The sequence below is a fragment of the Rhodococcus sp. A14 genome (assembly GCF_011603105.1).
Taxonomy (GTDB): Bacteria; Actinomycetota; Actinomycetes; order Mycobacteriales; family Mycobacteriaceae; genus Rhodococcus_F; species Rhodococcus_F opacus.
The window spans coordinates 75,480-96,858 of record NZ_JAAOQS010000024.1; the positions used below are offsets into that span (position 1 = coordinate 75,480).

Below are 21,379 nucleotides of genomic sequence, written 5' to 3' on the forward strand. Positions count from 1 at the left end.
CGCTCGCCGAAAATGGATCTGGCGCACTTTTCGTGATTCTGTTGTCGGCCTTAGCTATACGGTGTGGATGACGCGCTTGCGGAGCAGGTCCAGGTTTGCGCGTCCGTACATCTGACGTTTAAGCATTTTGATGCGATTGATGTGTCCTTCAACAGGCCCGGAGCTGTAGGGCAACGTCAGCCCTGCGGTGACGGCGTCGAGGTCTCGGCGCAAACCTGTGACGAAGGACCGAAGTGCCCGATCTCCTTTGGTGTCAACGGCCGTCATCCAGGCGCCGAGGTCGCTCCCGCGCCGCTCGATCATGATCTCGGCGAAGTCGTGGACCAGCTCTCGGGTGGTGGCCAGGGCGGGACTGCGTTCGAGCAGCGCATCGAGCCCAGTGCGTTCGTCGGCGGTGAGCCGATCCGGGTGGCGGGTCAGCCAGCCGGTGGCCTGCCGGACCGACGGCGAAGCGGGTCCTGATGAAAGCGGATTGAGAGCGCTCCGCAACGGCTGCAGGTAACGGCGGACAGTCTTGTCGCTGCCGCGGTAGCCCAACAGGGCGATCTCACGAGTGAGCCGGGCGGCATCGGTGCACCCGGCATTGAAGCGTTCGTGGAGGTGGGGCTTGAACTCGTCGAGCAAGCTGGCGCGGCACTCCGCCTTGGTCAGCAGCTCCTCGACCTCGCTGGCGCGGGCGAATCGCCGTACCGTCCTGCGGTCGAGTGAGAGCTTCCGCCCAATCGCGGAAATCGACATGCCCTGGGAGGCCAGTTGCCGGACAGCGGTATGCCGTTCGCGGGTTCGGGTGACGAGCCGGCCATCGATCGGCTCGCTCGCGGCGTGGACGATCTCATCGATGCCACCCGTGACGACGCCGACTTGATGGGCATCCTCATCGGGCAGACGCAGGTCGGTGCGGTGACGGGTGACGGTCTTCTCCACCGCCTCGGCCAGGTTGTGCCACAGGTGCCAGCGGTCGGCCACCTGGACGGCGTCCGGAGCACCGATCCGGATGCCTTCGGCATAGGCGCCGGCGCGGTCACGGCACACCACCTCGGTGCCGGGATGCTCCTTCAGCCAGTCGGCAACGGTGTCCGAAGTGCGGTCGGCGAGCAGGTCGATCGGCCTGCGGGTGACCATATCCAGCACGAGGGTGCCATACACGTGACCGCGGCGGATCGCGAAGTCGTCGATGCCCAGGACGCTGACCTCGCCGACCTTCGGATCGCTCATGGCCCGGACCGCCCGCAACAGGGTGTCCCTGCCGACAGCAACCCCGAGGCGAGTCGCAAGCCGGGCCCCGGCCCGCCCGGCCACGGCCAATCCGATCGCTGTGACCATCGCGCCGAGGACGGGCGTGCGTCGTGACCGTGATTCGGTCAGACCCGGTACCTGCTCGGCGAAAGTCTTTGCCGTGCAATCAATGGTGTCACAGAAGAATCGACGCACCCGAAGGTCGATCATGACCGGATGCCCACCGATCGCGGTGTCGGCCAGCTGTCGGCGGTACCGAGAATGCACGCGAGCAGACTCACCATCACAGCCCGGACACCGTCCCCGGTCGCCCTTCGGCTCTGCGGCGATACGGATCGTAGAACCGACCCGACGAACCCCCGCGACAACGACACCAATCAGGTGAGGCAGCAACGCCCGCACGCCCTCGAAATCACACGCCGACGATCTTCACCCGCCGCAGGTCAGCACACCGAGGCGACACGCCGAACACCTTCACGAGAAGTGCGCCAGATCCCTGAAAATTCTCAGTTCTGCTTACCGAAAGTGCTCACCCGTGTGGCTCCGCCGATGAGGGCGGGTCTCCTTCGATGCTGGTGGTCTCTGACCACGCACCAGCGCCCGCGAAGGAGACCCGCATCTCATGTCGATAGGGGCGGAGGACGTGGAAGTACACGCACTGCACAAGCAGGGTTGGACGATCTCCGCGATCGCCCGACACACTGGACGCAACCGTCGCACCCATCCGCAACGACATCAACGGCGTCACCACGCCCGGCGTCCGCAAACCCCCACGTGAGGACCCGTTCGGGCCGTTCGTCGAGTACGTCACCTGCCGGCTGGCCGAGGATCCGCACCTGTGGGCTCGCACCCTGTGCGACGAGCTCGAAGAGCTCGCGTACCGGTTGTCGTATCCCACGCTGACCCGGCAGATCCGGAACCGCAAACTCCGCCAGGTATGCGAGGCCTGCGCGACGGCCACCGATCGGGCGGACGCGATCATCGGCCATCCGCCGGGCCTGCAGGCGATTTTGCACCGCAATCTGATGCCGCGCCCACCGGTCAGCGATCTGTTCGGCGCCGACGGGCGCCGGTGGCTGTTCCGTCAGGAGCTGCCCGAGGACGAGCATCACGCAATCGGAGCGCTGTTGCGGCAGCTGGACCTTCTCGGCAGCGAACTCGCCACCGCAGACCGCGAGTTGGCGATCGAGGCGTTCGCCGATCCGGTGGTGCGCCACTTGATGACCATCCCCGGAGTCGATGCGGTGGTCGGGTTGTCGGTGGTTGCTGCCGTCGGTGATTTCGGGTGGTTCGCCTCGGCCGAGAAATTGGTGGCCTAGTTGGGTCTGCATCCGAAGATTCGGCAGTCCGGGAATCAGCCGGCCAGTCACGGTCACATCACCAAGTCCGGTCGTGCGCAGACTCGCGGCATGCTGGTCGAGGCGGCGCGGGTTGCCTCCCGCACCAGAACCATTGTGGGCGTTCTACAACCGGATCAAAGCACGGCGCGGACCTCAAGTCGCGGCGGCGGCCCAGATTCCGCGACGTCTTCTGTCGGGAATCAGCTAGACGGGCCGATATCCCTTCTGCACACGCGACACGCTGAAGTCACGTTCGGGCGACCTACGGCTGACCGAACTCGGTGCGGAGACCGAATCGACCGCGCGCCGGTTGCAGTCCCGGCGAACGTGACCAATGGCCCTGCCGTGCCGATCCGGTCCGGGGTGGAATGGAACGGTTCGGGTCGCGTCCGGCGACCACGGCTTCCAGCAGGAGGTCCCCCGATGTTGCGCGGAGCGATTCCCGTCGGCCGGATAGCCGGCATCCGGATCTCGGTGCACTGGTCGCTCATCGCGACACTGGCGCTGCTGGCTTCGCTGCTGTCGCTGTCGATATTGCCCATGCAGCTCGCCGGGCGGCCCACGTCGCATTACTGGATCATCGGCACGGTGACCGCGGCACTGTTCATCCTGACTCTCGTCGCACACGAATTCGCTCACTCCGTGGTCGCACGCCGCCACGGCGTCTCGGTCGACCGGGTGACCCTGTGGTTGCTCGGCGGGATGTCCGAGTTGCGCGACGAACCACCCGATCCGCAGGCAGATCTCCACATCGCCCTCGCCGGACCGATCACCAGCCTGCTCATCGGTGTGACGTCCCTCGTCGTGGCCTTCTCGGTCGAACAGATCACCGGTCCGCTCGTGACCGCTGGCCTCATCTGGCTCGGGACTGCGAACCTGATCCTCGCGATATTCAATCTGCTGCCCGGCGCACCCTTGGACGGCGGCCGGGTGCTCCGTGCCGTCCTGTGGCGTCGCAGCGGCGACCGACTGGCTGCCACCACGTCCGCGGCCCGGAGCGGACGGACCCTCGGACTGGCGCTGATCCTGCTCGGCGGAGCACAGGCAATACTGCTCGGAAGCGTGGGCGGGCTGTGGTTGATGCTGCTCGGGTGGTTTCTCCGCACGGCGGCGAATGTGGAACTGATGACCGCATCGGCACGGCACCGACTCGGGGACCTTCACGTAGCCGACGCGATGACACCCACTCCCCTCGCCGCGGCCGCGGGCGACACCGTCGAAGGATTCCTCGCCACCGCGGCATCGTCGTCCCACCACCGGCTCTTCCCGGTCGTCGACCCGAACATGCACCCCATCGGAGTGATCACCCTGAGTGACCTGGCCCGGACAGCCCCGGCGGCGCGAAGCCGGACAACCATCGGATCACTCGCCCGGCCCCTGCCCGACGCCGACATCGTGACGAGTGATGCCCTGCTGGCGGACGTGGCCACGGCGGTACTGCTCCGACCGGGTCTGGATCTGATCGCAGTCGTCGACGGTGGGCAGCGCCTGACGGGTATCGTCACGGCCACCGATCTCGTGCGGGTGTGCGACCGGACCGCGCTCGGACTTCCCCTCCGCCACCACCCGACGACCCCCGGCAACGGCGGCGGACTCGACTGAACGTGGCGGGCAGCGGATCATTCACCTCGCCCCGGAACAGACCAACGGACGGTTCACCACCGCCACATGACGGCACTACGCTCCGCCGGTCCGCGTCCCCGCCCTCACTCCTCGAGCAGCCCGCCAAGGTGAGGACCTTCTCCCCTACGGCGCCATCACAGCAGCGGCGACGATGGTGGGGACTCGATGATCCGCGTAATCCGGGACCTGCTGCCGTGGGGGCGATCGGCAAGCGGTTTGCCTGGGCAGGCGCCTGACCCTTCGCACCACGGAGCAGTTTCGGGAGAACACGACCAACCGAGCCGAGGAGGCGGCGTGGACGGCGACCGCACAGCACAGACGGCCACCCGCAGTGGCCTGAAGAGTTCCGAAGCGGCCGCGCGCCTGCGCCGGGACGGCCCGAATCAGCTCCCAGCACCGAGCCGAGTGCCCTGGTGGCGAAGGCTGTTCGCCCAGTTGACACATTTCTTCGCGCTGTTGTTGTGGTTCGCGGCCGTTCTCGCCCTCGTAGCGGGAATGCCCGAACTCGGCATCGCCATCGTCGTGGTGATCGTCGTCAACGGACTGTTCGCCTTCGCTCAGCAGGAGCGGGCCGAAAAAGCCGCCGACAAGCTCGGGGAACTGCTCCCGACCTCGATCGTCGTGCGACGCGACGGTGAACTGAGCCCCGTGCACACCCGCGATCTCGTGGTCGGTGACGTGGTCGCGCTCGGTGGCGGGGACCGGGTCCCGGCGGATCTCACCCTGGTCGTGTCGGAGCGGTGCTCGTTCGACGAGTCGACACTCACGGGTGAGAGCGAGCCGGTGTTCCGGGCGACGGGCACCCCAGTCCTCGCGGGCACGTTCGTGGTCGAGGGCGAGGCCGAGGGCGTCGTGACGGCGACCGGGGCCCGTACCCGTCTCGCCGGGATCGCCGCGCTGACCACCTCCGTCCGTCGTCCGCCCGGCCAGCTCGACAAGGAGATCCAGCGGATCGTACGCACGCTCGCGTTCGTCTCCGTCGGTGTCGGTGCCGTCTTCTTCGCGGTGTCGTTGCTCGTGGGCATCTCCTGGACGAATGCCTTCCTCTTCGCCGTGGGCATCACGGTCGCGCTGGTGCCGGAGGGCCTGCTCCCGACCGTGACGCTGTCCCTCGCGATGGGAGCCCAGCGCATGGCACGCAGTGACGCACTCGTCCGGAACCTCGAGGCCGTCGAGACACTCGGCGCCACCACCTTCATCTGCACAGACAAGACAGGGACTCTCACCCAGAACCAGATGAACGTCGTCGAAGTGTGGACTGCGGACGGGTCCGTGTCGGTCCACGGTGAGGGATACGAACCGACAGGTTCGGTGGCGGGCGCGCCGTCGGCCATCGCTCGAGCCGCGGAAGCCGGGAGGGCCGGAGTCGCGGCCTCGAAAGGACGGATCGTCCACAAGGACGGCGAGTGGCACCCCGTCGGTGATCCGATGGAGGCGGCGATCGCGGCCTTCGCGGCGCGTCTCTTATCGCCGGATTCACCGGTGCCGGCAGAGGAGGTGGTCAGACGTTTCGGTTTCGACCCGCGACGACGGCGTGAATCGGTGATCGTGCGCGGGCAGCTGTTCCTCAAAGGAGCGCCCGACGCTGTGCTTCCCCGCTGCGCCGCCGGAAGGGCGTTGCTCGTCCAGGCCCACTCCGCGGTCGAGGACATGGCCTCCCGAGGCCTACGGGTGCTTGCGGTGGCCCGCCGTGAACTCGACGACCCCGGCTCCGACGCCTCGCCCGACCTCATCGAGCGCGATCTGGAATTGCTGGGGTTGCTCGGTTTGGAAGATCCGCCGCGCACGACCGTGCCCCGGGCACTTGCGGCGGCGCGCAGCGCCGGCATCCGAGTCGCGATGCTGACCGGCGATCATCCGTCGACGGCGCACGCCATCGCCCGCGAGATCGGCCTGCTCGGCCCCGACGACATGGTTGTCCAGGGCGCGGACCTGCCCGCGGACGATCAGATCCTCGGCGCCCTCCTCGATCGCGACGGGATAGTCGTCAGCCGGGTGTCTCCGGAACAGAAACTTCGCGTCGCCAAGGCTCTGCAGGCCCGTGGACACATCGTGGCGATGACCGGGGACGGAGTCAACGACGGTCCGGCATTACGTCAGGCCGACATCGGGGTGGCGATGGGCCGGGGCGGAACCGACGTCGCCCGCGAAGCCGCGGATCTCGTGCTACTCGACGATGATTTCGCCACCATCATGACCGCAGTCGAACAGGGACGTGCCACATACGCCAACATCCGCCGGTTCCTCACCTACCATCTGACCGACAACGTGGCGGAGTTGACGCCATTCGCCTTGTGGGGGTTGTCCGGTGGCCTGTTCCCGCTGGCATTGAGCGTGCTGCAGATCCTGTGCATCGACATCGGAACGGACCTCCTACCCGCCCTCGCATTAGGCGGCGAAGCGCCCAGTAAGGGGGTCCTCGAACGGCCACCGGAACGCCGGCATCTGGTGGACACGTCGTTGTTCACCAGGGTCTTCGGTGTTCTCGGTCCCACCGAGGCGCTGGTGGAGATGACGGCGTTTCTCGTTGCCCTCATGGTGGCAGGGTGGCGGCCGGGCGGCGAGTTCCCCACCGGCTCTGCATTACTGGCCGCGTCGGGGGCCGCGTTCACGGCGGTGGTGCTGGGACAGATCGGGACCGCGTTCGCGTGCCGGAGCACCAGCCGACCGCCGTGGGCGATGGGGTGGACGACCAATCGACTGCTTCTGTGGGCGGTCCTCGCCGAGCTCGGCACACTGGCGTTCTTCCTGCTCGTCACTCCCGTCGCGGACCTTCTGGGGCACACGGTGCCGCCCACAGAAGGGTTCGTCGTCGCGGTCCTGGCCATTCCGGCAGTGCTCCTCGCCGACTACACCCACAAGCGAGTGCGGCAGCGTCGTAAGGCCGTCGGTGCTCGGCCGGTGGCCTAGCCGGTCACGCCGGTGAGAGAGCCGCGCCTACCCGACGGCCTCTTCGCCCTTGGAATCGACCTCCGTCGCCCACTGCGATTCGGGTTCGGCGTTCAGAGGCTTCCTTTCCGGATGACTCGACCTGCGTTTCCGTCCTGGGGAATCCCGGGTATCTGCGGGTGCAAATCCTGGTGTGAGATCAGTTCGAGGTCGAAATGCACCGTTGCTCCGTCGTGGTGCAGTGCGTCGGTCCAGCCCTGTTCGGTGATGACCGCGAGCATGAGGGTGTTCTCCGCGAGGATTTCCGCGGTCAGGTGTGCCACACCGTGAAGGTAGGCGGCCGTTCCCAATTCCCGCACCAGCTGTGTGCCGATGCCGTGCCGTTGTTCGTGGCCGGTGACCGCGAGTGCGATCTCGGCGCCGATGTTTCCGGGGGTGGTGTCGGTGACGACGTAGTTGGCGACGCCGACAAGGTGATCATCTTCGAAGGCGCCGAGGGACAGGTGCGCGTAGTCCTGCCGACAGATCTGTGAAGCGAACTCGCCGAGATGTTTCGGCCGCGGAGCGAAGAAACGCAGATAGGCATCCTCGTCGGACAGCTGCTCGTGCAGCTGCACCACCGCGTCACAATCGCCTGGGCCGAGCGCGCGGGTGGTGACACCGGGGATCGCGGTGTCGGTCGCGGACGCGGGCACCACCCTGGCTTGCGCGGTCGGCCGGCGCGCCCGGCCGGGTTCGCCGAGTGGCGGCCGGGGTGGGCAGACCATCGTCGGGCACCGGCAGTGGTGGAACAGGTACGGGCTCACCGATTCACCGGCCCCAGCCGCTACTGCGCGCCGTCGCCCGTGGGTTCCGATGACCACCAGTTGCGCGCCCACTGCGCGTTCGCTCAACGCCTCCCGCGGCTGGCCGGGCACCACGGATGCGGTGACAGCGACGCCCGGGAACGCCGCCCGTGCCGCGGACAGGATGCCCTCGAGGGTGTCCAGACCTGTGGCCTGCTCGGGTGCCGGCGCGGTGGGCTGGGAGTGTACGGCGATCAGTGGGGCACCGAACAGGTCCGCGTATTCGAACGCCACCATGGCGGCTTCGGCGCTGTCGGTGTCGCGGTCGACACCGAGGACCACGGGCCGCTGGTCGGGAACCTGCCCCGGCTGCCCCCGCCAGATGATGATCGGGCACGCGGTGTGTTCGGTGACGGTGCCGGCCCGCGAGGTCGCCGCCAGCACGTCGGTGCTTCCGGCGTCGGGGTGCCCGAGTACCACCAGCCGCGCGTCCTGGCCTGCGGTGGCCAGTGCTCGCGTGGTGGTCGGGTCGATGCATTTGCTGCTGGCTTCCTCGATCAGCGCACCACTCACGTCGAGATCGGGGAACCGCCGGTGGACGACCGCGATCGCATCGTCGACGACTGCGGTCGCCCTCGTATACGGTGCCCCGGCGGCCGGGTGGTGGGTGATGTCCGTCCAGGTGTGGTCGGCACCCTGAACGATGTGGACGATGCGTAGCGGGCAGTGCAGGCGGGCGGCCAGGGCGGCGGACCACAGTGCGGCGTCGCGCCCGATGGGTGGTTGGTCCACGGTGACCACGATCGGGGCTTGTTCGTGTGCAAGCATGAGTCTTCCTCATGATTCGGCCGGCTGCGACGTCCCCCGTCATCGTCTCCGCCGCCACGCATGTGCGCGATGGGCGGTGCCGTGCTCGACTTCAACCTCGTTGATCAAGCAGTGTGGCGGGACTGCACCCCGAGGGCGTGCACGTTGCGGGCTTGCGGTTGGTTCGTCGTGATTCCGTCGATCTCGTAGACCACCACCTCACCGTCGTGGAGGGTGCCGAAGCCGTCTCCGGCGATCGCCGAGAAGTGCACGAAGACGGCCGCCGCCGTCATCGGGCGTGATGAAACCGAACCCCTGCTCAGGGTTGAACCAGTGGACGACTCCGTGTTCGCGCGTCGGGGGAACGACCGCGCAGGGCCGCTGGTCATGATGATCGCCGAAGGAGGTCGGTTCCCACCGCGATGGCGGCCAGGCCCAGTACACACACCACCGCCCCGACGACAACGTTGGACCAGATCATCGCGGTGCCGGTGGTCACACCGGTGACGAGCCAGGGGGATACGACCAACCAGATCCCGAGCACCGGCGCGACAAAGGTCATGCCGTGGGTGCGGCCGTAGGCCGACCCGAACGCGGCCGCCAACAGCGCGACCGCGAGACCGGCGATCAGGTTCGACATGGTGAGCGAACTCTGGTCGGCGAAGCCGATGATCCAGGCGGACGCCGCGCCGTACAGTCCGGACAGCAACATCAGCCCGTCGGCGACCTGGGCGGTGGGCTGTTCGGCCGCCTGGTCGTAGCGTTGGCGCAACGCGACGATGTCCGGATGGGTGTGGATCGGGATGTGTGTCGAGGACGACATTGTTCTCAACTCCTACTGGGCGGCGGGGAGGGCCCGCACGGGCCTCCCCGCCACGGGTTCATTGACTCGGGAGGGCTTTCGGGGCGCAGATGGCTTCGACGAATGCGCCGACGGCGTGTTCGGGCAGGTGCCGGGCGATGTCGGCTTCACTGATCATGCCGACCAGCCGGTGCTCGTCGAGGACGGGCAGGCGGCGGATCTGGTGTTCTTCCATCACGGTGACGACCTGTTCGACGCTCGCGCTGGAATCGACGTGGTAGGTGCTGCCCTGTGCGAGATCACCCGCGGTCATCGTGTTGGGATCTGTGCCGGCGGCAACGCATTTGAGGACGATGTCCCGGTCGGTGATGATGCCGTGGAGGCGGTCGTCGTCACCGCAGATCGGCAGCGCCCCGACGTCCAACTCCCGCATGCGTTGCGCGGCGGTGGTGAGGGTGTCGTGTTCGCCGATGCAGGTTGCACCGGTGTGCATGATGTCACGTGCTGTGGTCATGAGTGGTGATCTCCAAAAGTCGTTGTCAAAGAATGGAATTCATCCGAGGAAGCCTGATTCTGTCAGCGGTGTCGGGGTCCGGTGACCGCGCTCGACAGCAGGTAGCAGCCCAGCACGACGGTGGCCAGCGAGGCGACCGCGAACGCGAACGCGATGGTGCTCCAGGCCGCGAGCGCGGCAAGCACGAGCCACAGGGCCGCGACGATCGGGATGATCGTCTTGGGCATGCTGTCCTCGATATGCGGGGTCACCCACCGGGACCGGGGCGATGGTGGTGGTGATCAGCCTGGTCCCGAGTTGCCGACCGCGCGTCAGTTGTGGCCGTTACCGGCGGCGGCCGTCTTCGTGATTTCGATGTGCTTTTCCGGGGTCGGGGATTCGGTGACCGGCATCGTCACGGTGAGGATGCCGTCGGTGTAGGACGCGTCGATGTCGTCTTCCTTCGCCCCGGCCGGCAACGGCATCGACCGGTAGAAGCTGCCGTAGTGGAATTCCGACCGGGTGCCTTCCTTGTGTTGTTCGGTGCGTTCGGCCTTGATCGTCAACTGCCCGTCCCGGACGCTGATGTCGACGTCCTTGGCGGGGTCGATCCCGGGCAGTTCGGCGCGCAACGTGTACCGGCCTTCGTCGAGGTGTTCCTCGACGCGGATCATGTGACCCTCGAGGGACGTCCACGGGGGCATCGACTCGAATCGGGCCATCAGATCCGACCAATCCGGCAATGCCGGCCACGACGACTGGCTGGGACGGCGGGGGGACAAAATACTCATGGCTGACTCCAGAAACTGGGAGGTGGTTGTTTGACCTTTCGGAGTCCACTCCCCCTCGGGATCTGGCAGTAGGGCCAACGGTCCTTACCTCGAGAACTTCCCCGGGACGGCGACCATCCTGGCCCGGGGCATGCTCGACGGCGGGCCGGGGTTGTCGAGGTCTACCGATCCGCAGCGCGAGCGCGCAGGATCAACTCATGGGCTTGTTCGAAGTGTGCGCCAACATCGACCCCACACACACCGTCCTCATCGTCCGTGACTCCTCCGGGGAGGTGGTGCACCGCATCGAGAAGCCGCCGCGATGGGGTCTGCTGCCGGAAGGATCCATCGATTTCGCCGCATTGGAGTCGGCATTGCTCACGTTGGGATACCACCGGGCCCCGGACGCGGATTGGGTCACCGGCCATTGGTCAGCCCACACCCTCGCCGAACCCGCGCCGGGCAGCCGTTCTCCCGATAGCCCCCGCTGATCCGAGGTGCGCGAGGAGCCACGGGTGACCGTCGACACCGGTCGCCGGAAGTTGGCGAGCGATCGCGACGGTACACGCAGCGAGGACTGGGAACACCGCCTGCTTCCAGACTGCGATGGCCCACAAGTGAACTCCTCCACTCACCATGCACAGGACACCCTCGCACCGAACAGGACGGATACCCCGTTCATTCGCTCGTGCCGAGCAGGCGCCAAGACCCGAACCGCGGTCCACACAGGCGTTATCGCCGAAGGGATTGGCCGCCTTGCGGCAGGAATGCCGGGTACTCCCCCTCTACGGCGAGGTGTCTGTCGGCATTCGCAGCGACCACACGCGATGTTCGCAATGTCTCTTCTAGTTGACGGTGGGTGCGGCTGTGGCCGGGTAGGGCGACGAAGTCGTCGACGGGTTGCCGTCCCTCGTGTCGATGTTCGACTGCCCCATGACCGGTTGGGTGAGGGGTGCGGCGGCGGCCGTTTCGCGGGACAGGAACGCCGCTACTTCGCCGATCGCACTCATCAGCGGGGCCGGGAACACCACCGTGGTGTTCTTCTCGACCCCGAGCTCGAGAAGTGTCTGCAGATTGCGCAACTGCAGGGCGAGGGGGTGGGCCATCATCGTGTCCGATGCTTCGCCGAGCGCCGCTGCCGCCCGCGCTTCCCCTTCGGCGGCAATGATCTTCGCTCTCTTCTCCCGTTCGGCCTCGGCCTCGCGGGCCATCGCCCGTTTCATGGTGTCGGGCAACTGAATGTCCTTGAGCTCGACAAGAGTGACTTCGACGCCCCACTCGAGGGTGGTGGTATCGAGGATCTGCCGGATGCTTCCGTTGATGACCGCGGTGTCGGACAGTGCCTCGTCGAGAGAATGCTGCCCAACGACGTTCCGCAGCGTGGTCTGGGCGATCTGGTTGATGGCGCTGTCGACGTTCTCGATCACGACCACCGATTTCCTCGCGTCGACGACCCGGAAGTACGCGACCGCAGCGATGTCGACACTGACATTGTCCCGGGTAATGATGCCCTGGGACTGAATCGGCATGGTCACGATCCGCATCGAGACCTTCGTGAGGTTGTCGACGACCGGGATGATCAGCCTCAAGCCGGGATCGTGGACGGCAATGATCTTCCCGAGCCGGAAGTGCACCCCTTTCTCATACTGCTTCACCACACGTATCGAGGCCGACAGCAGTAAGGCCACAACGACGACGATGGCGACAATGACGATGGTGGCTGTCACGACGACTCCAACCTCTCCTGGAACGATGCTGTCTTCCAGTGAACCCGTCAGTGGCCGGGGACATCAGGGTCCATCGTCACCAACAGCCGACGATCTTCGGCACGGCACTGCCTGGCCGCCATCACCCGCGGTGCGCAGAGGGCACCTCGCGCTCCGAACTTGATTCGATATCCGGCCACGCCTGGCGGTCCGGGCGTCCGGCACATTCAGCCCCGTCGTGCGACCGGACCCTGCGATGCTGACTTCATGCTCCCGGAATCGGGACTTTGGGTTGCGTTCCGGACTTCACCGCCGGACGTGGTTGCCCGTCGAGTCCTGCCTACCGGTGAGGTGATGCGTTCTCGTGAAGGACCAAGGTCCCACCGGTTGGTAACGGCTGGCCCTGTCGAGGGTGAGGGATCGGGCGCAGGGTGGTGAACAACCTGGGTAGGAGGTGGCTCCCGATGCCGTTTCTCGATCGCCGCGACGCAGGACGTCGGTTGGCCGGGCGACTCCAGGCCTTTCGCGACGAGAACACCGTGGTTCTCGGTTTGCCGCGAGGTGGTGTTCCCGTTGCCTACGAAGTGGCCCGCGCGCTGGACGCCCCTCTCGACGTGATCGTCGTACGCAAGCTCGGCGTTCCCTACCAGCCCGAGTTCGCCTTCGGCGCGATCGGCGAGGACGGGGTGCGCGTGCTCAACGACGACGTTGTTCGCATGGCGCACGTCACCGCCGAGGAGCTCACGATGGTGGAGCAAACCCAGCGGGCCGAGCTGCAACGCAGAAGCGCACGATTTAGGCGCGCGCGCCCACGGGTTCCGCTGACCGGGCGGACCGCGGTCATCATCGACGACGGGATGGCGACCGGCGCCACCGCCCGCGCGGGATGCCAGGTGGCCCGGGCACACGGCGCGGCGCGGGTGGTGCTGGCCGTTCCGGTGGGATCTCGCGAGGCGATCCACGACCTGGCCGGAGAAGCCGACGAGGTGATCTCGCTGGAGGCTCCGACGTGGTTCGACGCCGTCGGGCAGTGGTACGTCCATTTCGGGCAAACCTCCGACGACGAGGTCTGCGACCTGTTACGCCGCGCCGCCGAACGCGTCCCGGAACCGGTTCCGCCACCGGCAGCCGACCCCCTGCTGCGGGACGAGGAGGTAACGGTTCGGGCCGGGCAAGTGTCGCTGACCGGGCACCTCACCGTCCCCGAGAATCCGGTCGGCATCGTCGTGTTCGCACACGGCAGCGGTAGTAGCCGACACAGCCCGCGCAACCGCTACGTCGCCTCGGTGCTCAACCGGGCCGGGCTGGGTACCCTGCTGTTCGACCTGCTCACCGCGGAAGAGGAAACCCACCGGGCCAGGGTCTTCGACATCGAGCTGCTCGCGCAGCGGCTGGTCGCGGTGACCCGGTGGTTGGGCACCCAAGCGGAAGTGAACGATCTCCGGATCGGCTACTTCGGGGCGAGCACCGGCGCCGGCGCGGCACTCCGGGCCGCGACCGACCCACAGGTCGACGTCGCCGCCGTCGTCTCCCGCGGCGGCAGGCCCGACCTCGCCGGCGACGAGCTGGCCGCCGTGCGCGCACCGACACTGCTCATCGTGGGCGGAAGTGACGACGTCGTGCTGGAACTCAACCGGCGGGCGCAGGCGGCCCTGACATGCGAGAGCGCGCTTGCGGTGGTGCCCGGCGCCACCCACCTGTTCGAGGAGCCGGGCACCCTCGAACAGGTCGCCGTCCTCGCCCGCGACTGGTTCGCCGAGCACCTGGCGCCGACCCGATCGGACGAGCAAACCGGGTCCGGGACCCGATGACTCTTCACATTGACTCCGGTACGGCCAACCGCCCGCTCGCGGACGTCGCGCTCGAGGGCTGGACATGCGCCACGTTCCGGCCACCGACATCGTGGCGCAACGGGACACTGCGTCGCCGCGGCAAATGTGTTCACTCGCGCCTCTGCCGGCCGAGGCAATCGCCCGCCTGCACAGTGACGGGCAGCGGGACAACCTCCTCCACCGCACGTGACGAGGTGGTCCCATGATGGATGACCGGTGACGACCTCCGGGCAGGACGAGGACCTGCTGCTCGCGGTTGTCCGGGATCTCGTGGCCGAACGGCGCACCGTCGATCGTGCGGCGCCCGCGACGCTCGACAGCGAGTTCGGCCATGACCTCGGGCTGGACAGCCTCGGTGTCACCGAATTGCTCGCCCGTACCGAAGATGCGTTCGGGGTGAGCCTGGACCGCGGCGTCCTCGCCACCGTAGAGACGCCCCGTGATCTTATGACCGCCGTGCGCCGCGCCCCGTCGCGGAGCCGTCTGCCGTCGATACCCGTGCGGCACCCCGCGCCACCGCCGATCGCGCGGACTCCGGACGCGACCGCCACCCTCACCGAGGCGCTGTCGTGGCATGCCCGCACCCACCCCGATCGCGTACACCTGCGCATCCTTTCCGGCGGGACGGAAGACGCGGGAACACAGGACGAGGTCGGCTACGGCGAGCTGCAGTCCGCCGCCGCCACCGTGTCCGCCGCCCTACTCGCGCGCGACCTCCGGCCCGGCGACCGGGCAGCCATCATGCTGCCCACAGGCCGGGACTACTTCACCACCTTCCTCGGCGTGCTTCTGGCCGGCGGCGTCCCGGTACCGGTCTACCCGCCTGCCCGTCCGTCGCAACTCGCCGAGCACCTGCGCCGCCAGGTCCACATCCTCGGCAACGCGCAGGCCCGCATGCTGGTCACCGATCCGGAAGCCACGCGCCTGGCCCGGCTGGTACGCGGCCAGGTGGAGTCAGTGCGCCACGTCCTCACCCCGAACGAACTGACCGGCTACGGGGAAGCGGCCGGCGCGGTCCGGGGCGCCGATGACATCGCTCTGTTGCAGTACACCTCGGGCAGCACCGGCGACCCCAAGGGGGTGACCCTGACCCACGCGAACCTCCTGTCCAACATCCGGGCGATGGGCACGGCGACGGGAGTCTCCACTTCGGACGTCTTCGTCAGCTGGCTGCCGCTGTACCACGATATGGGCCTGATCGGTGCGTGGCTGTCCAGCCTGTACTTCGGTGTGCCGCTGGCGGTGATGTCGCCGCTGGAGTTCCTGGCCCGGCCCGCGCGGTGGCTATGGGCCATCGATGCCCACCTCGGCACGCTGTCCGCGGCCCCGAACTTCGCCTTCGAGCTGTGCATGCGCAAAATCACCGACGCGGAGCTCGGCGGGCTCGACCTCAGCTCGTTGCGGATGGTGTTCAACGGCGCCGAACCGGTGAGCGCGGATACCGTGACCAGGTTCGCCGAGCGATTCGCCGCCTACGGCTTACGCCGCCAGGCCCAGGCCCCGGTCTACGGACTGGCGGAGGCGTGCGTCGGCCTCACTCTCCCCCCGGTGGGGCGCGGTCCGGTCGTGGACCGTGTCGACCGCGAGCGTTTCCTGCGCACCGGACGGGCGATACGGGCCGCCGATGCCGACCTGGATCCGCTCCGATTCGTCGGCTGCGGCCAGGCGATTCCCAATCATCAGATCCGCGTCGTCGACTCGGCGGGAAATGTGCTCGGCGACCGGCGCGAGGGCAGGATCGAGTTCCGCGGACCCTCGGCCACCACGGGATACTTCCGCAACCCGCGGGCCACCAAGGCGCTGCTGCGGCACGGATGGCTCGACACCGGCGATCTCGGCTATCTCGACGGTGGAGAACTCTACGTGACCGGCCGGATCAAAGACCTCATCATCCGGGCAGGCCGGAACCTGCACCCGGAAGAGCTCGAGCGGGCGGTGGGCGATATCCCTGGTATCAGGAAGGGGTGCGTCGTCGTCTTCGCGACATCCGGGCACCCCGGCGGCACCGAACGCCTGGTGGTGCTCGCCGAAACGCGGCAGACCGCGGATGCCACGCTCACCGGACTGCGAGAACGCATCATCGGGATCAGCATCGACCTGCTCGGCACACCACCGGACGACATCGTGCTCGCACCACCCGGTACCGTGCCGAAGACCTCCAGCGGCAAACTCCGGCGCGCCGCCACCCGTCACCACTACGCGCAGGGAGACGTGCGGGCTCGTCCCCGCCCGGTGTGGTGGCAGCTGGCCAGATTCGGGGCACGGGGTGTGCTCCCTCGCCTACGGCGCGCCGGTGCGATCACCTTGACCGGGGCGTACGCCCTGTGGTGCTGGTCGGTGGTCGTCGCGGTGGGCGTGCCGACCCTGATCGCCGTGGCTCTCGTTCCCGGCCTCGGCGCCCGCAGGGTTGTCGTGCACGCGGCCGCCCGCAGCCTCGCCCGGCTCACCGGCACCCCGGTGACCGCGAACGGAGTCGACCGGCTCGCGCAGATGACGTCTTGTGTCGTGGTCGCCAACCACGCCAGCTTCCTCGACGGCATTGCGATGTCCACTATCCTTCCCCACCACTTCACCTTCGTGGCAGGTGAAGTCTTCGAGCACAAACCGCTGGTCGGCTTCCTGCTGAGGCGGATCGGCACTCGATTCGTCGAGCGGACCGAGCGCGAACAGAGCGTGGCCGACACCGGTCACCTCGAGGAAGCGGCCGCTGGTGGCGAACCTCTGGTGGTATTCCCCGAAGGCAGCCTCTCTCCGGTGCCGGGCCTGCGCCCCTTCCACATGGGGGCCTTCGTGATCGCCGCTCGAGCCGGTCTTCCCGTCGTGCCGGTCGCGATCTCGGGCACCCGCGCGATGATGTGGCCCGACCGAGGCACGATCATCCACCGTGGAGCCATCCACCTCGCTGTTGCCGAGCCGATCCTCCCTGTCGGGAACGATTGGACCGCCGCCACAGTGCTCGAACGAAAGGCACACGCCGCGATAGCCGCACACTGTGGGGAACCCGACATCGGCCGGTGACCCACCACCACGACGGCAAGCCCTCCGACCTTCCCGGGCGAGGACTTCGGACTCTAGAGCGAGCCCCGATGATCGCCACACGTTGACTGCAAGCACGGCCCGGCCCCGGTGTGCGCAACTGAGCACAACTTGCGCCAGCACCTCCTCATGTCGGCGCACCGGACTGAACGGTGAAAGGCGACGATCATGCACAGTACCGAAGCGGTGCAGATGGTCGACTTCGAACGGCGATGGTACCGCCACCGCGGTGGACCCGCCGACGACATCCGAACCGGGTTCGGGCTGCCCGCGACCACGTTCTTCCGGCGCCTCGAGGATCTTCTCGAAACCGACCCACCCGACACCATCACCCAGTCCGAGGCTTCGGAGATGCTGCGAGTATGCCGACGCCGACTCTGGCTCAACGAGTGATCCCTGTACGGCCCAGGCACAACCTCTGGCATCGCCGTCTCCGCGTCGGTCTTCTCGGCAGGTGCTGCGTCTCGGCGACGAGGGTCGACAGCGAGCCCAGGAAGATCTTGCGGCGACGCCGCCGGAACGGACCCGATACAGCGTCTCGGGCGCGGAGTCGGCGGCGCTCGCGTTTCGTGGTGCGCCGACGGGGATCAGGTGGGTGAGGACGAGGTCCGAGGCGGTGACGGTGTGGGTGGGCCAAGGGCTCTGACCACTTCCCTTCGTCACGATAGGCAGGCCGGCGGTAACGAAACTTCACGTTCGCGTGGTTTGCGTTCTCTGTGTGCGGTCGACAACGAGGAGCTTCGTACGCGGACTACACCGTTCTTCCGCCAGGGTCTGTGCCATGCTTGCGACCCAACTCGGCGATCTGACCAGTGAACTCCGGATCGAACAGTAAGAAGCTCAGTAAGTCGCCGCGGTCCTCGTGATCCCCACCCACCAGCCGCGCGATCACGGATGGTGTCGGGTTGCGCAGGAACCTGCGCAATGCGGAACGGCCACCCGTCACCTCCTCCGCGATCTCGCCGATGCGTCCTGCCTGTTCGAGCGGTGGGCCGGCGAAGTCGATGCCGATGGGACGGTCGGCGGGCGAGACCGCCAGGCCCTGCGCGACCAATGCGTTACGAAACTCGAGTTCATGCAGATCCTCGATCATGCGATATCCGAGCATCGCCCGCAGTGCCAGCGCGGCTACACCCGCCACGTCAGGAGATACGGGCCGGCGCCGGCGACTACCTTCCGCGACGGCCGGTGGCCACACCCTCAGCTGCGTTGCGACGATACCCACGTGGCTCGCACCCAGCACCAGCGACGGTTTGATCGGGGTATTGAGCAGCAAACCGCCGTCGATGTGCCAGCCCGAGCGTTCAGGCGCACACCCGTCGCTGATGTAGATGGGCCGGAACAGGATTGGGACGGCCGCGGACGCGAGGAGATGGTCAACGGTCAGTGTCGTCGCAACATAACTGATATTTCGCCGTGCGTCGTACTCGGGCAGGGCGACCGAGTCATTCTTCTCCACGAACACCACTGTTCCGCCCGTTTCGACGGACGTCGTGGTGACGGCGACCGCGTCCACCAGTCCATGGCGGATGTTCGCATGCATCCGGCCCCACGGGACGAGCCGCTGCAGCGTCTGGCGGATCGGGGACGTGTCGAGCAGGCTGACCAGCCGTACCCGGGGCACACCGATTGCCTGCCCGAAGAATGCCGCACCCGTCCCGAGGACACTGGAGACCAACGAGTACACATCGGACGACTCGACGTCGGTCCACAATTCGACGATCCGCTCCGCGGCAACGGATAGTCCGTCGTCGGCGAATGCGGCGAGCCCCACCACGTTGAGCGCACCGGCGCTCGTGCCGACAAAGATCGTCGGAGTCGCGCTGTGCGGGGCCATCCGAGGAAGCAGGGTCGTGATTGCACCCGCCTGGTAGGCGCCGCGCGCCCCTGCCCCCGCGACGACCAGCGCCGTCCGACCTGCTCCGTGGGGACCGCCCGCCGCCTGTCTGGGCATGCGCCAACGCTACCCGCCCGCTTCACCCGCTGAATACCAACTCAACGCCCTGGAGCGGGTCGGTTTCTGCGGGAGTCGATCTGTGGGGAAAGGCTCCGGCTCCCTCGACCGGGTCCGGAACGCGTCCGACTGCTCCCACCGGAGGCATATGGGACAACACACTGGCGCAACATCCGCGGAGAACTCGATGTGCGGACCAAGCAACGTTCGTCCTCGACCACCGGCGAGATCCCTCCCCATTTCGAGGCACCCCTACTGTCGGATCATCAAGCTGATCAGCGCTATTGCACACGGCATGCCGCGGGCTCCGAACTCGAAGCAGCTGCGAGAATCCAAGCCCCTGCTCGGTCTCGTGTACCGCCGTCGCGAGGCGTCGCACCCATCCGACCTGTCGGTCGAGGCGGTAGCGGTGGTCGGCATCGGTGCGATCGTCGAATCCCATCGGAACCTGCGCGGTTCGGTACCCTTCCAATCTCACGGTCTCCGTGAACACCTGATGGCAGCCACTGTCAAGGACCACCCACGGGCGCCGAGTGTTGCGCAGTTGTATGCGTCGACCGTCAGCTGATCGACCATCCCGGTGTGTGCCCGAGGCTCTGCCATTCCCGCTGCCACTGCGCGCGGTGGCGTTTGTCGAGCAGCCAATGAAATCCGATCAGGAGCAGGCCGCAGCCGACCGTTCCGAGTACCAGGAACCCGAGTGCCGCACCACCAAGGGCCCCGATCGCGTTGTCGGTGCCGGTGTTCGGGGCTTGCATGTAGTTGCCGTCCTCGTCGACCCAGACGGTGACCGTCTGGCCGGCCCGGGCCCCGACGCCGCTGTCCACGATGCCGGTGTGCTCGGCTCCGTCGACCACCCACCGGGCGCGGACCTGGTCCTGTCCGGTCGGGCCCCCATCGGTGGGCGGGGATCGTCGAGCAACACAGCGGGCACCTGTTGCCCGCTGGTAGCAGCCTGGTGCGCCTGGTCGGTCAGGCGGGTGTACGTTGCCGTACCGATGGCACCGGCGGACTTCTGTCACCTCCAAGGACCGACACGGAGGGGACCACCGTCCGGGCGGTGCGCAGTCACGGTTCCGGCAGCGGAGCAGTCCAGGTCAGACGGGTGCCAGTGGGTTCGTGGGGTGCCACGGTGCAGGTACCTCCGGCCTGCTCGGCCCGAACAGTCAGATTGTGCAGCCCGCTCCGCGCCACCGCCCGAGGAAGACCGACACCGTCATCGGCGACGTCGATCGTCAGGTCGTCGTCGACCGAGACGGTGACCGCCACCGAATGGGCTCGGGCATGATGTCGGCACCTGCCGGTCATCGAATGACGCGGGCACCACCTCACCCTGCCCCGCCCCGGCGGTGACCGCCGCTGACCCCGAAGGCGCACCGGCTGATCGATCCGACAAGCCGGCTCAGGTTGCGCAGTCCCGGCAGAACTTCATTCCATCCTTCGTCGCCGCCAGCCGCGAACGATGATGTACCAGAAAACAACCCGAACACACGAACTCGTCCGCCTGCCGAGGCCGAACTCGCACCGTCAACTCCCCCTCCCCCGACAGGTCCGCCCCCGGCAACTCGAACGCCTCCTCGACCGCGACGTCGTCGGCATCCTCATCGATCACCGGCATCGGGGACTGCCGGCGACCAGGCGGCTCCTCCACCGCATCGTCGGTATCGACATCCTCGACGCGAGTACGCCGCGGTGCGTCGTAATCAGTGACCATGACGACCTCCACAACTTCCACCGCGCCAACACCCGACACGGTGACATCGACGCTAGATCCCGCAACAGCACACCGACAGAGGCCATAGGTCACTACCGTCGCCCACAGGGTCACCGGTCGGCGGCACCGCATTCGCGGACGGGAATTTTCGCCCCGGCCGACCTCGCGAGCGCAGGCCGCTACCCTGAGCAGCCACCTGGCTCCGCGGCGAGGCTGCATCCGGCGCATCCGGAGCGCTACCGATCGACCCTGGACTCGTGACCGCTCGCAGAACGACTTGATCGCCGGCGATCACCTGCCGGCTCGTCGCAGGCCCTACCCGCTGTCACCGGCATCGCGCACTCCCCGGATTCGGTGGGCGCGGTGCGCATCAGAGGTGAGGGAGGGAGGGC

The 21,379-nt window shown here is 67.4% G+C and carries 16 protein-coding genes and 2 pseudogenes; 7 read left to right on the top strand and 11 right to left on the bottom strand.

Features of this window, described 5'->3' with window-relative positions; all coding sequences use genetic code 11:
- Positions 1-54 precede the first annotated feature (54 nt).
- On the bottom strand, positions 55-1,638 hold the full coding sequence (locus G9373_RS15435) for an ISL3 family transposase (protein WP_167115638.1): 1,584 nt from the start codon (positions 1,636-1,638) through the stop codon (positions 55-57).
- A gap of 220 nt (positions 1,639-1,858) precedes the next feature.
- On the opposite strand from G9373_RS15435, the pseudogene G9373_RS15440 reads away from it, so the two are divergent.
- The 3 genes and pseudogenes from G9373_RS15440 to G9373_RS15455 all read left to right on the top strand — a co-directional run.
- Positions 1,859-2,234: pseudogene (locus G9373_RS15440) on the top strand (IS21 family transposase); the annotation flags it as partial.
- A 765-nt stretch (positions 2,235-2,999) separates the two neighbouring features.
- Positions 3,000-4,178 (top strand): site-2 protease family protein, encoded by a 1,179-nt coding sequence (locus G9373_RS15450; RefSeq protein WP_169694499.1) that lies wholly within the window; start codon positions 3,000-3,002, stop codon positions 4,176-4,178.
- Between the two features lie 315 nt (positions 4,179-4,493).
- Entirely contained in the window at positions 4,494-7,109 is a 2,616-nt protein-coding gene (locus G9373_RS15455; protein WP_167115641.1) for a cation-transporting P-type ATPase, read from the top strand.
- A 92-nt stretch (positions 7,110-7,201) separates the two neighbouring features.
- On the opposite strand, the gene G9373_RS15460 is transcribed toward G9373_RS15455, so the two are convergent.
- The 6 genes and pseudogenes from G9373_RS15460 to G9373_RS15485 form a co-directional block, all read right to left on the bottom strand.
- Positions 7,202-8,701, bottom strand: a complete 1,500-nt coding sequence (locus G9373_RS15460; RefSeq protein ID WP_120659138.1) for a GNAT family N-acetyltransferase — start codon at positions 8,699-8,701, stop codon at positions 7,202-7,204.
- Between the two features lie 104 nt (positions 8,702-8,805).
- A pseudogene (locus G9373_RS15465) lies at positions 8,806-9,031 on the bottom strand (cold-shock protein); the annotation flags it as partial.
- Positions 9,032-9,065: 34 nt separating this feature from the next.
- Positions 9,066-9,503 carry an SPW repeat protein gene (locus tag G9373_RS15470; protein WP_054248887.1) on the bottom strand — a complete coding sequence of 146 codons (438 nt, stop codon included), beginning with the start codon at positions 9,501-9,503 and terminating at the stop codon, positions 9,066-9,068.
- A gap of 58 nt (positions 9,504-9,561) precedes the next feature.
- Entirely contained in the window at positions 9,562-9,996 is a 435-nt protein-coding gene (locus G9373_RS15475) for a CBS domain-containing protein (protein ID WP_005564923.1), read from the bottom strand.
- A 62-nt stretch (positions 9,997-10,058) separates the two neighbouring features.
- Positions 10,059-10,223 carry a hypothetical protein gene (locus tag G9373_RS15480; protein WP_043788861.1) on the bottom strand — a complete coding sequence of 55 codons (165 nt, stop codon included), beginning with the start codon at positions 10,221-10,223 and terminating at the stop codon, positions 10,059-10,061.
- 84 nt (positions 10,224-10,307) lie between these two features.
- Positions 10,308-10,766, bottom strand: coding sequence for an Hsp20/alpha crystallin family protein (locus tag G9373_RS15485; protein WP_039951477.1), 459 nt, complete (start codon positions 10,764-10,766; stop codon positions 10,308-10,310).
- A gap of 197 nt (positions 10,767-10,963) precedes the next feature.
- On the opposite strand from G9373_RS15485, the gene G9373_RS15490 reads away from it, so the two are divergent.
- Entirely contained in the window at positions 10,964-11,236 is a 273-nt protein-coding gene (locus tag G9373_RS15490; protein ID WP_005265613.1) for a hypothetical protein, read from the top strand.
- 354 nt (positions 11,237-11,590) lie between these two features.
- Here G9373_RS15490 and G9373_RS15495 read toward each other — a convergent pair whose 3' ends face one another.
- Positions 11,591-12,472, bottom strand: a complete 882-nt coding sequence (locus G9373_RS15495) for an SPFH domain-containing protein (RefSeq protein ID WP_054248888.1) — start codon at positions 12,470-12,472, stop codon at positions 11,591-11,593.
- A 443-nt stretch (positions 12,473-12,915) separates the two neighbouring features.
- Here G9373_RS15495 and G9373_RS15500 point away from each other — a divergent pair, with 443 nt between their 5' ends.
- From G9373_RS15500 to G9373_RS15515, 3 genes are all read left to right on the top strand, one after another.
- Positions 12,916-14,262 (top strand): alpha/beta family hydrolase, encoded by a 1,347-nt coding sequence (locus tag G9373_RS15500; protein ID WP_133986637.1) that lies wholly within the window; start codon positions 12,916-12,918, stop codon positions 14,260-14,262.
- Positions 14,263-14,499: 237 nt separating this feature from the next.
- Entirely contained in the window at positions 14,500-17,301 is a 2,802-nt protein-coding gene (locus G9373_RS15510) for an AMP-binding protein (protein WP_167115644.1), read from the top strand.
- 186 nt (positions 17,302-17,487) lie between these two features.
- Positions 17,488-17,712 (top strand): DUF3263 domain-containing protein, encoded by a 225-nt coding sequence (locus G9373_RS15515; protein WP_120659141.1) that lies wholly within the window; start codon positions 17,488-17,490, stop codon positions 17,710-17,712.
- A 358-nt stretch (positions 17,713-18,070) separates the two neighbouring features.
- Here the strand turns inward: G9373_RS15515 and G9373_RS15520 are convergent, their stop codons facing one another.
- The 3 genes from G9373_RS15520 to G9373_RS15535 all read right to left on the bottom strand — a co-directional run bounded on the left by G9373_RS15520 (position 18,071) and on the right by G9373_RS15535 (position 20,987).
- Positions 18,071-19,273 (bottom strand): patatin-like phospholipase family protein, encoded by a 1,203-nt coding sequence (locus G9373_RS15520; RefSeq protein WP_133986635.1) that lies wholly within the window; start codon positions 19,271-19,273, stop codon positions 18,071-18,073.
- A 560-nt stretch (positions 19,274-19,833) separates the two neighbouring features.
- On the bottom strand, positions 19,834-20,130 hold the full coding sequence (locus tag G9373_RS15525) for a hypothetical protein (protein ID WP_133986634.1): 297 nt from the start codon (positions 20,128-20,130) through the stop codon (positions 19,834-19,836).
- A gap of 545 nt (positions 20,131-20,675) precedes the next feature.
- The gene (locus tag G9373_RS15535) at positions 20,676-20,987 is read right to left on the bottom strand and encodes a DUF4193 domain-containing protein (protein WP_039951491.1); all 312 of its coding nucleotides are present in this window, start codon (positions 20,985-20,987) and stop codon (positions 20,676-20,678) included.
- Positions 20,988-21,379 lie beyond the last annotated feature (392 nt).

Excerpts from the sequence above, each read along its gene's own strand:
- G9373_RS15480 (WP_043788861.1), bottom strand. The coding sequence starts at position 10,223 with ATGCCCAAGACGATCATCCCGATCGTCGCGGCCCTGTGGCTCGTGCTT.
- G9373_RS15475 (WP_005564923.1), bottom strand. The coding sequence starts at position 9,996 with ATGACCACAGCACGTGACATCATGCACACCGGTGCAACCTGCATCGGC.
- G9373_RS15450 (WP_169694499.1), top strand. The coding sequence starts at position 3,000 with ATGTTGCGCGGAGCGATTCCCGTCGGCCGGATAGCCGGCATCCGGATC.
- G9373_RS15490 (WP_005265613.1), top strand. The coding sequence starts at position 10,964 with ATGGGCTTGTTCGAAGTGTGCGCCAACATCGACCCCACACACACCGTC.
- G9373_RS15515 (WP_120659141.1), top strand. The coding sequence starts at position 17,488 with ATGCACAGTACCGAAGCGGTGCAGATGGTCGACTTCGAACGGCGATGG.
- G9373_RS15460 (WP_120659138.1), bottom strand. The coding sequence starts at position 8,701 with ATGCTTGCACACGAACAAGCCCCGATCGTGGTCACCGTGGACCAACCA.
- G9373_RS15485 (WP_039951477.1), bottom strand. The coding sequence starts at position 10,766 with ATGAGTATTTTGTCCCCCCGCCGTCCCAGCCAGTCGTCGTGGCCGGCA.
- G9373_RS15535 (WP_039951491.1), bottom strand. The coding sequence starts at position 20,987 with ATGGTCACTGATTACGACGCACCGCGGCGTACTCGCGTCGAGGATGTC.
- G9373_RS15500 (WP_133986637.1), top strand. The coding sequence starts at position 12,916 with ATGCCGTTTCTCGATCGCCGCGACGCAGGACGTCGGTTGGCCGGGCGA.
- G9373_RS15470 (WP_054248887.1), bottom strand. The coding sequence starts at position 9,503 with ATGTCGTCCTCGACACACATCCCGATCCACACCCATCCGGACATCGTC.
- G9373_RS15520 (WP_133986635.1), bottom strand. The coding sequence starts at position 19,273 with ATGCCCAGACAGGCGGCGGGCGGTCCCCACGGAGCAGGTCGGACGGCG.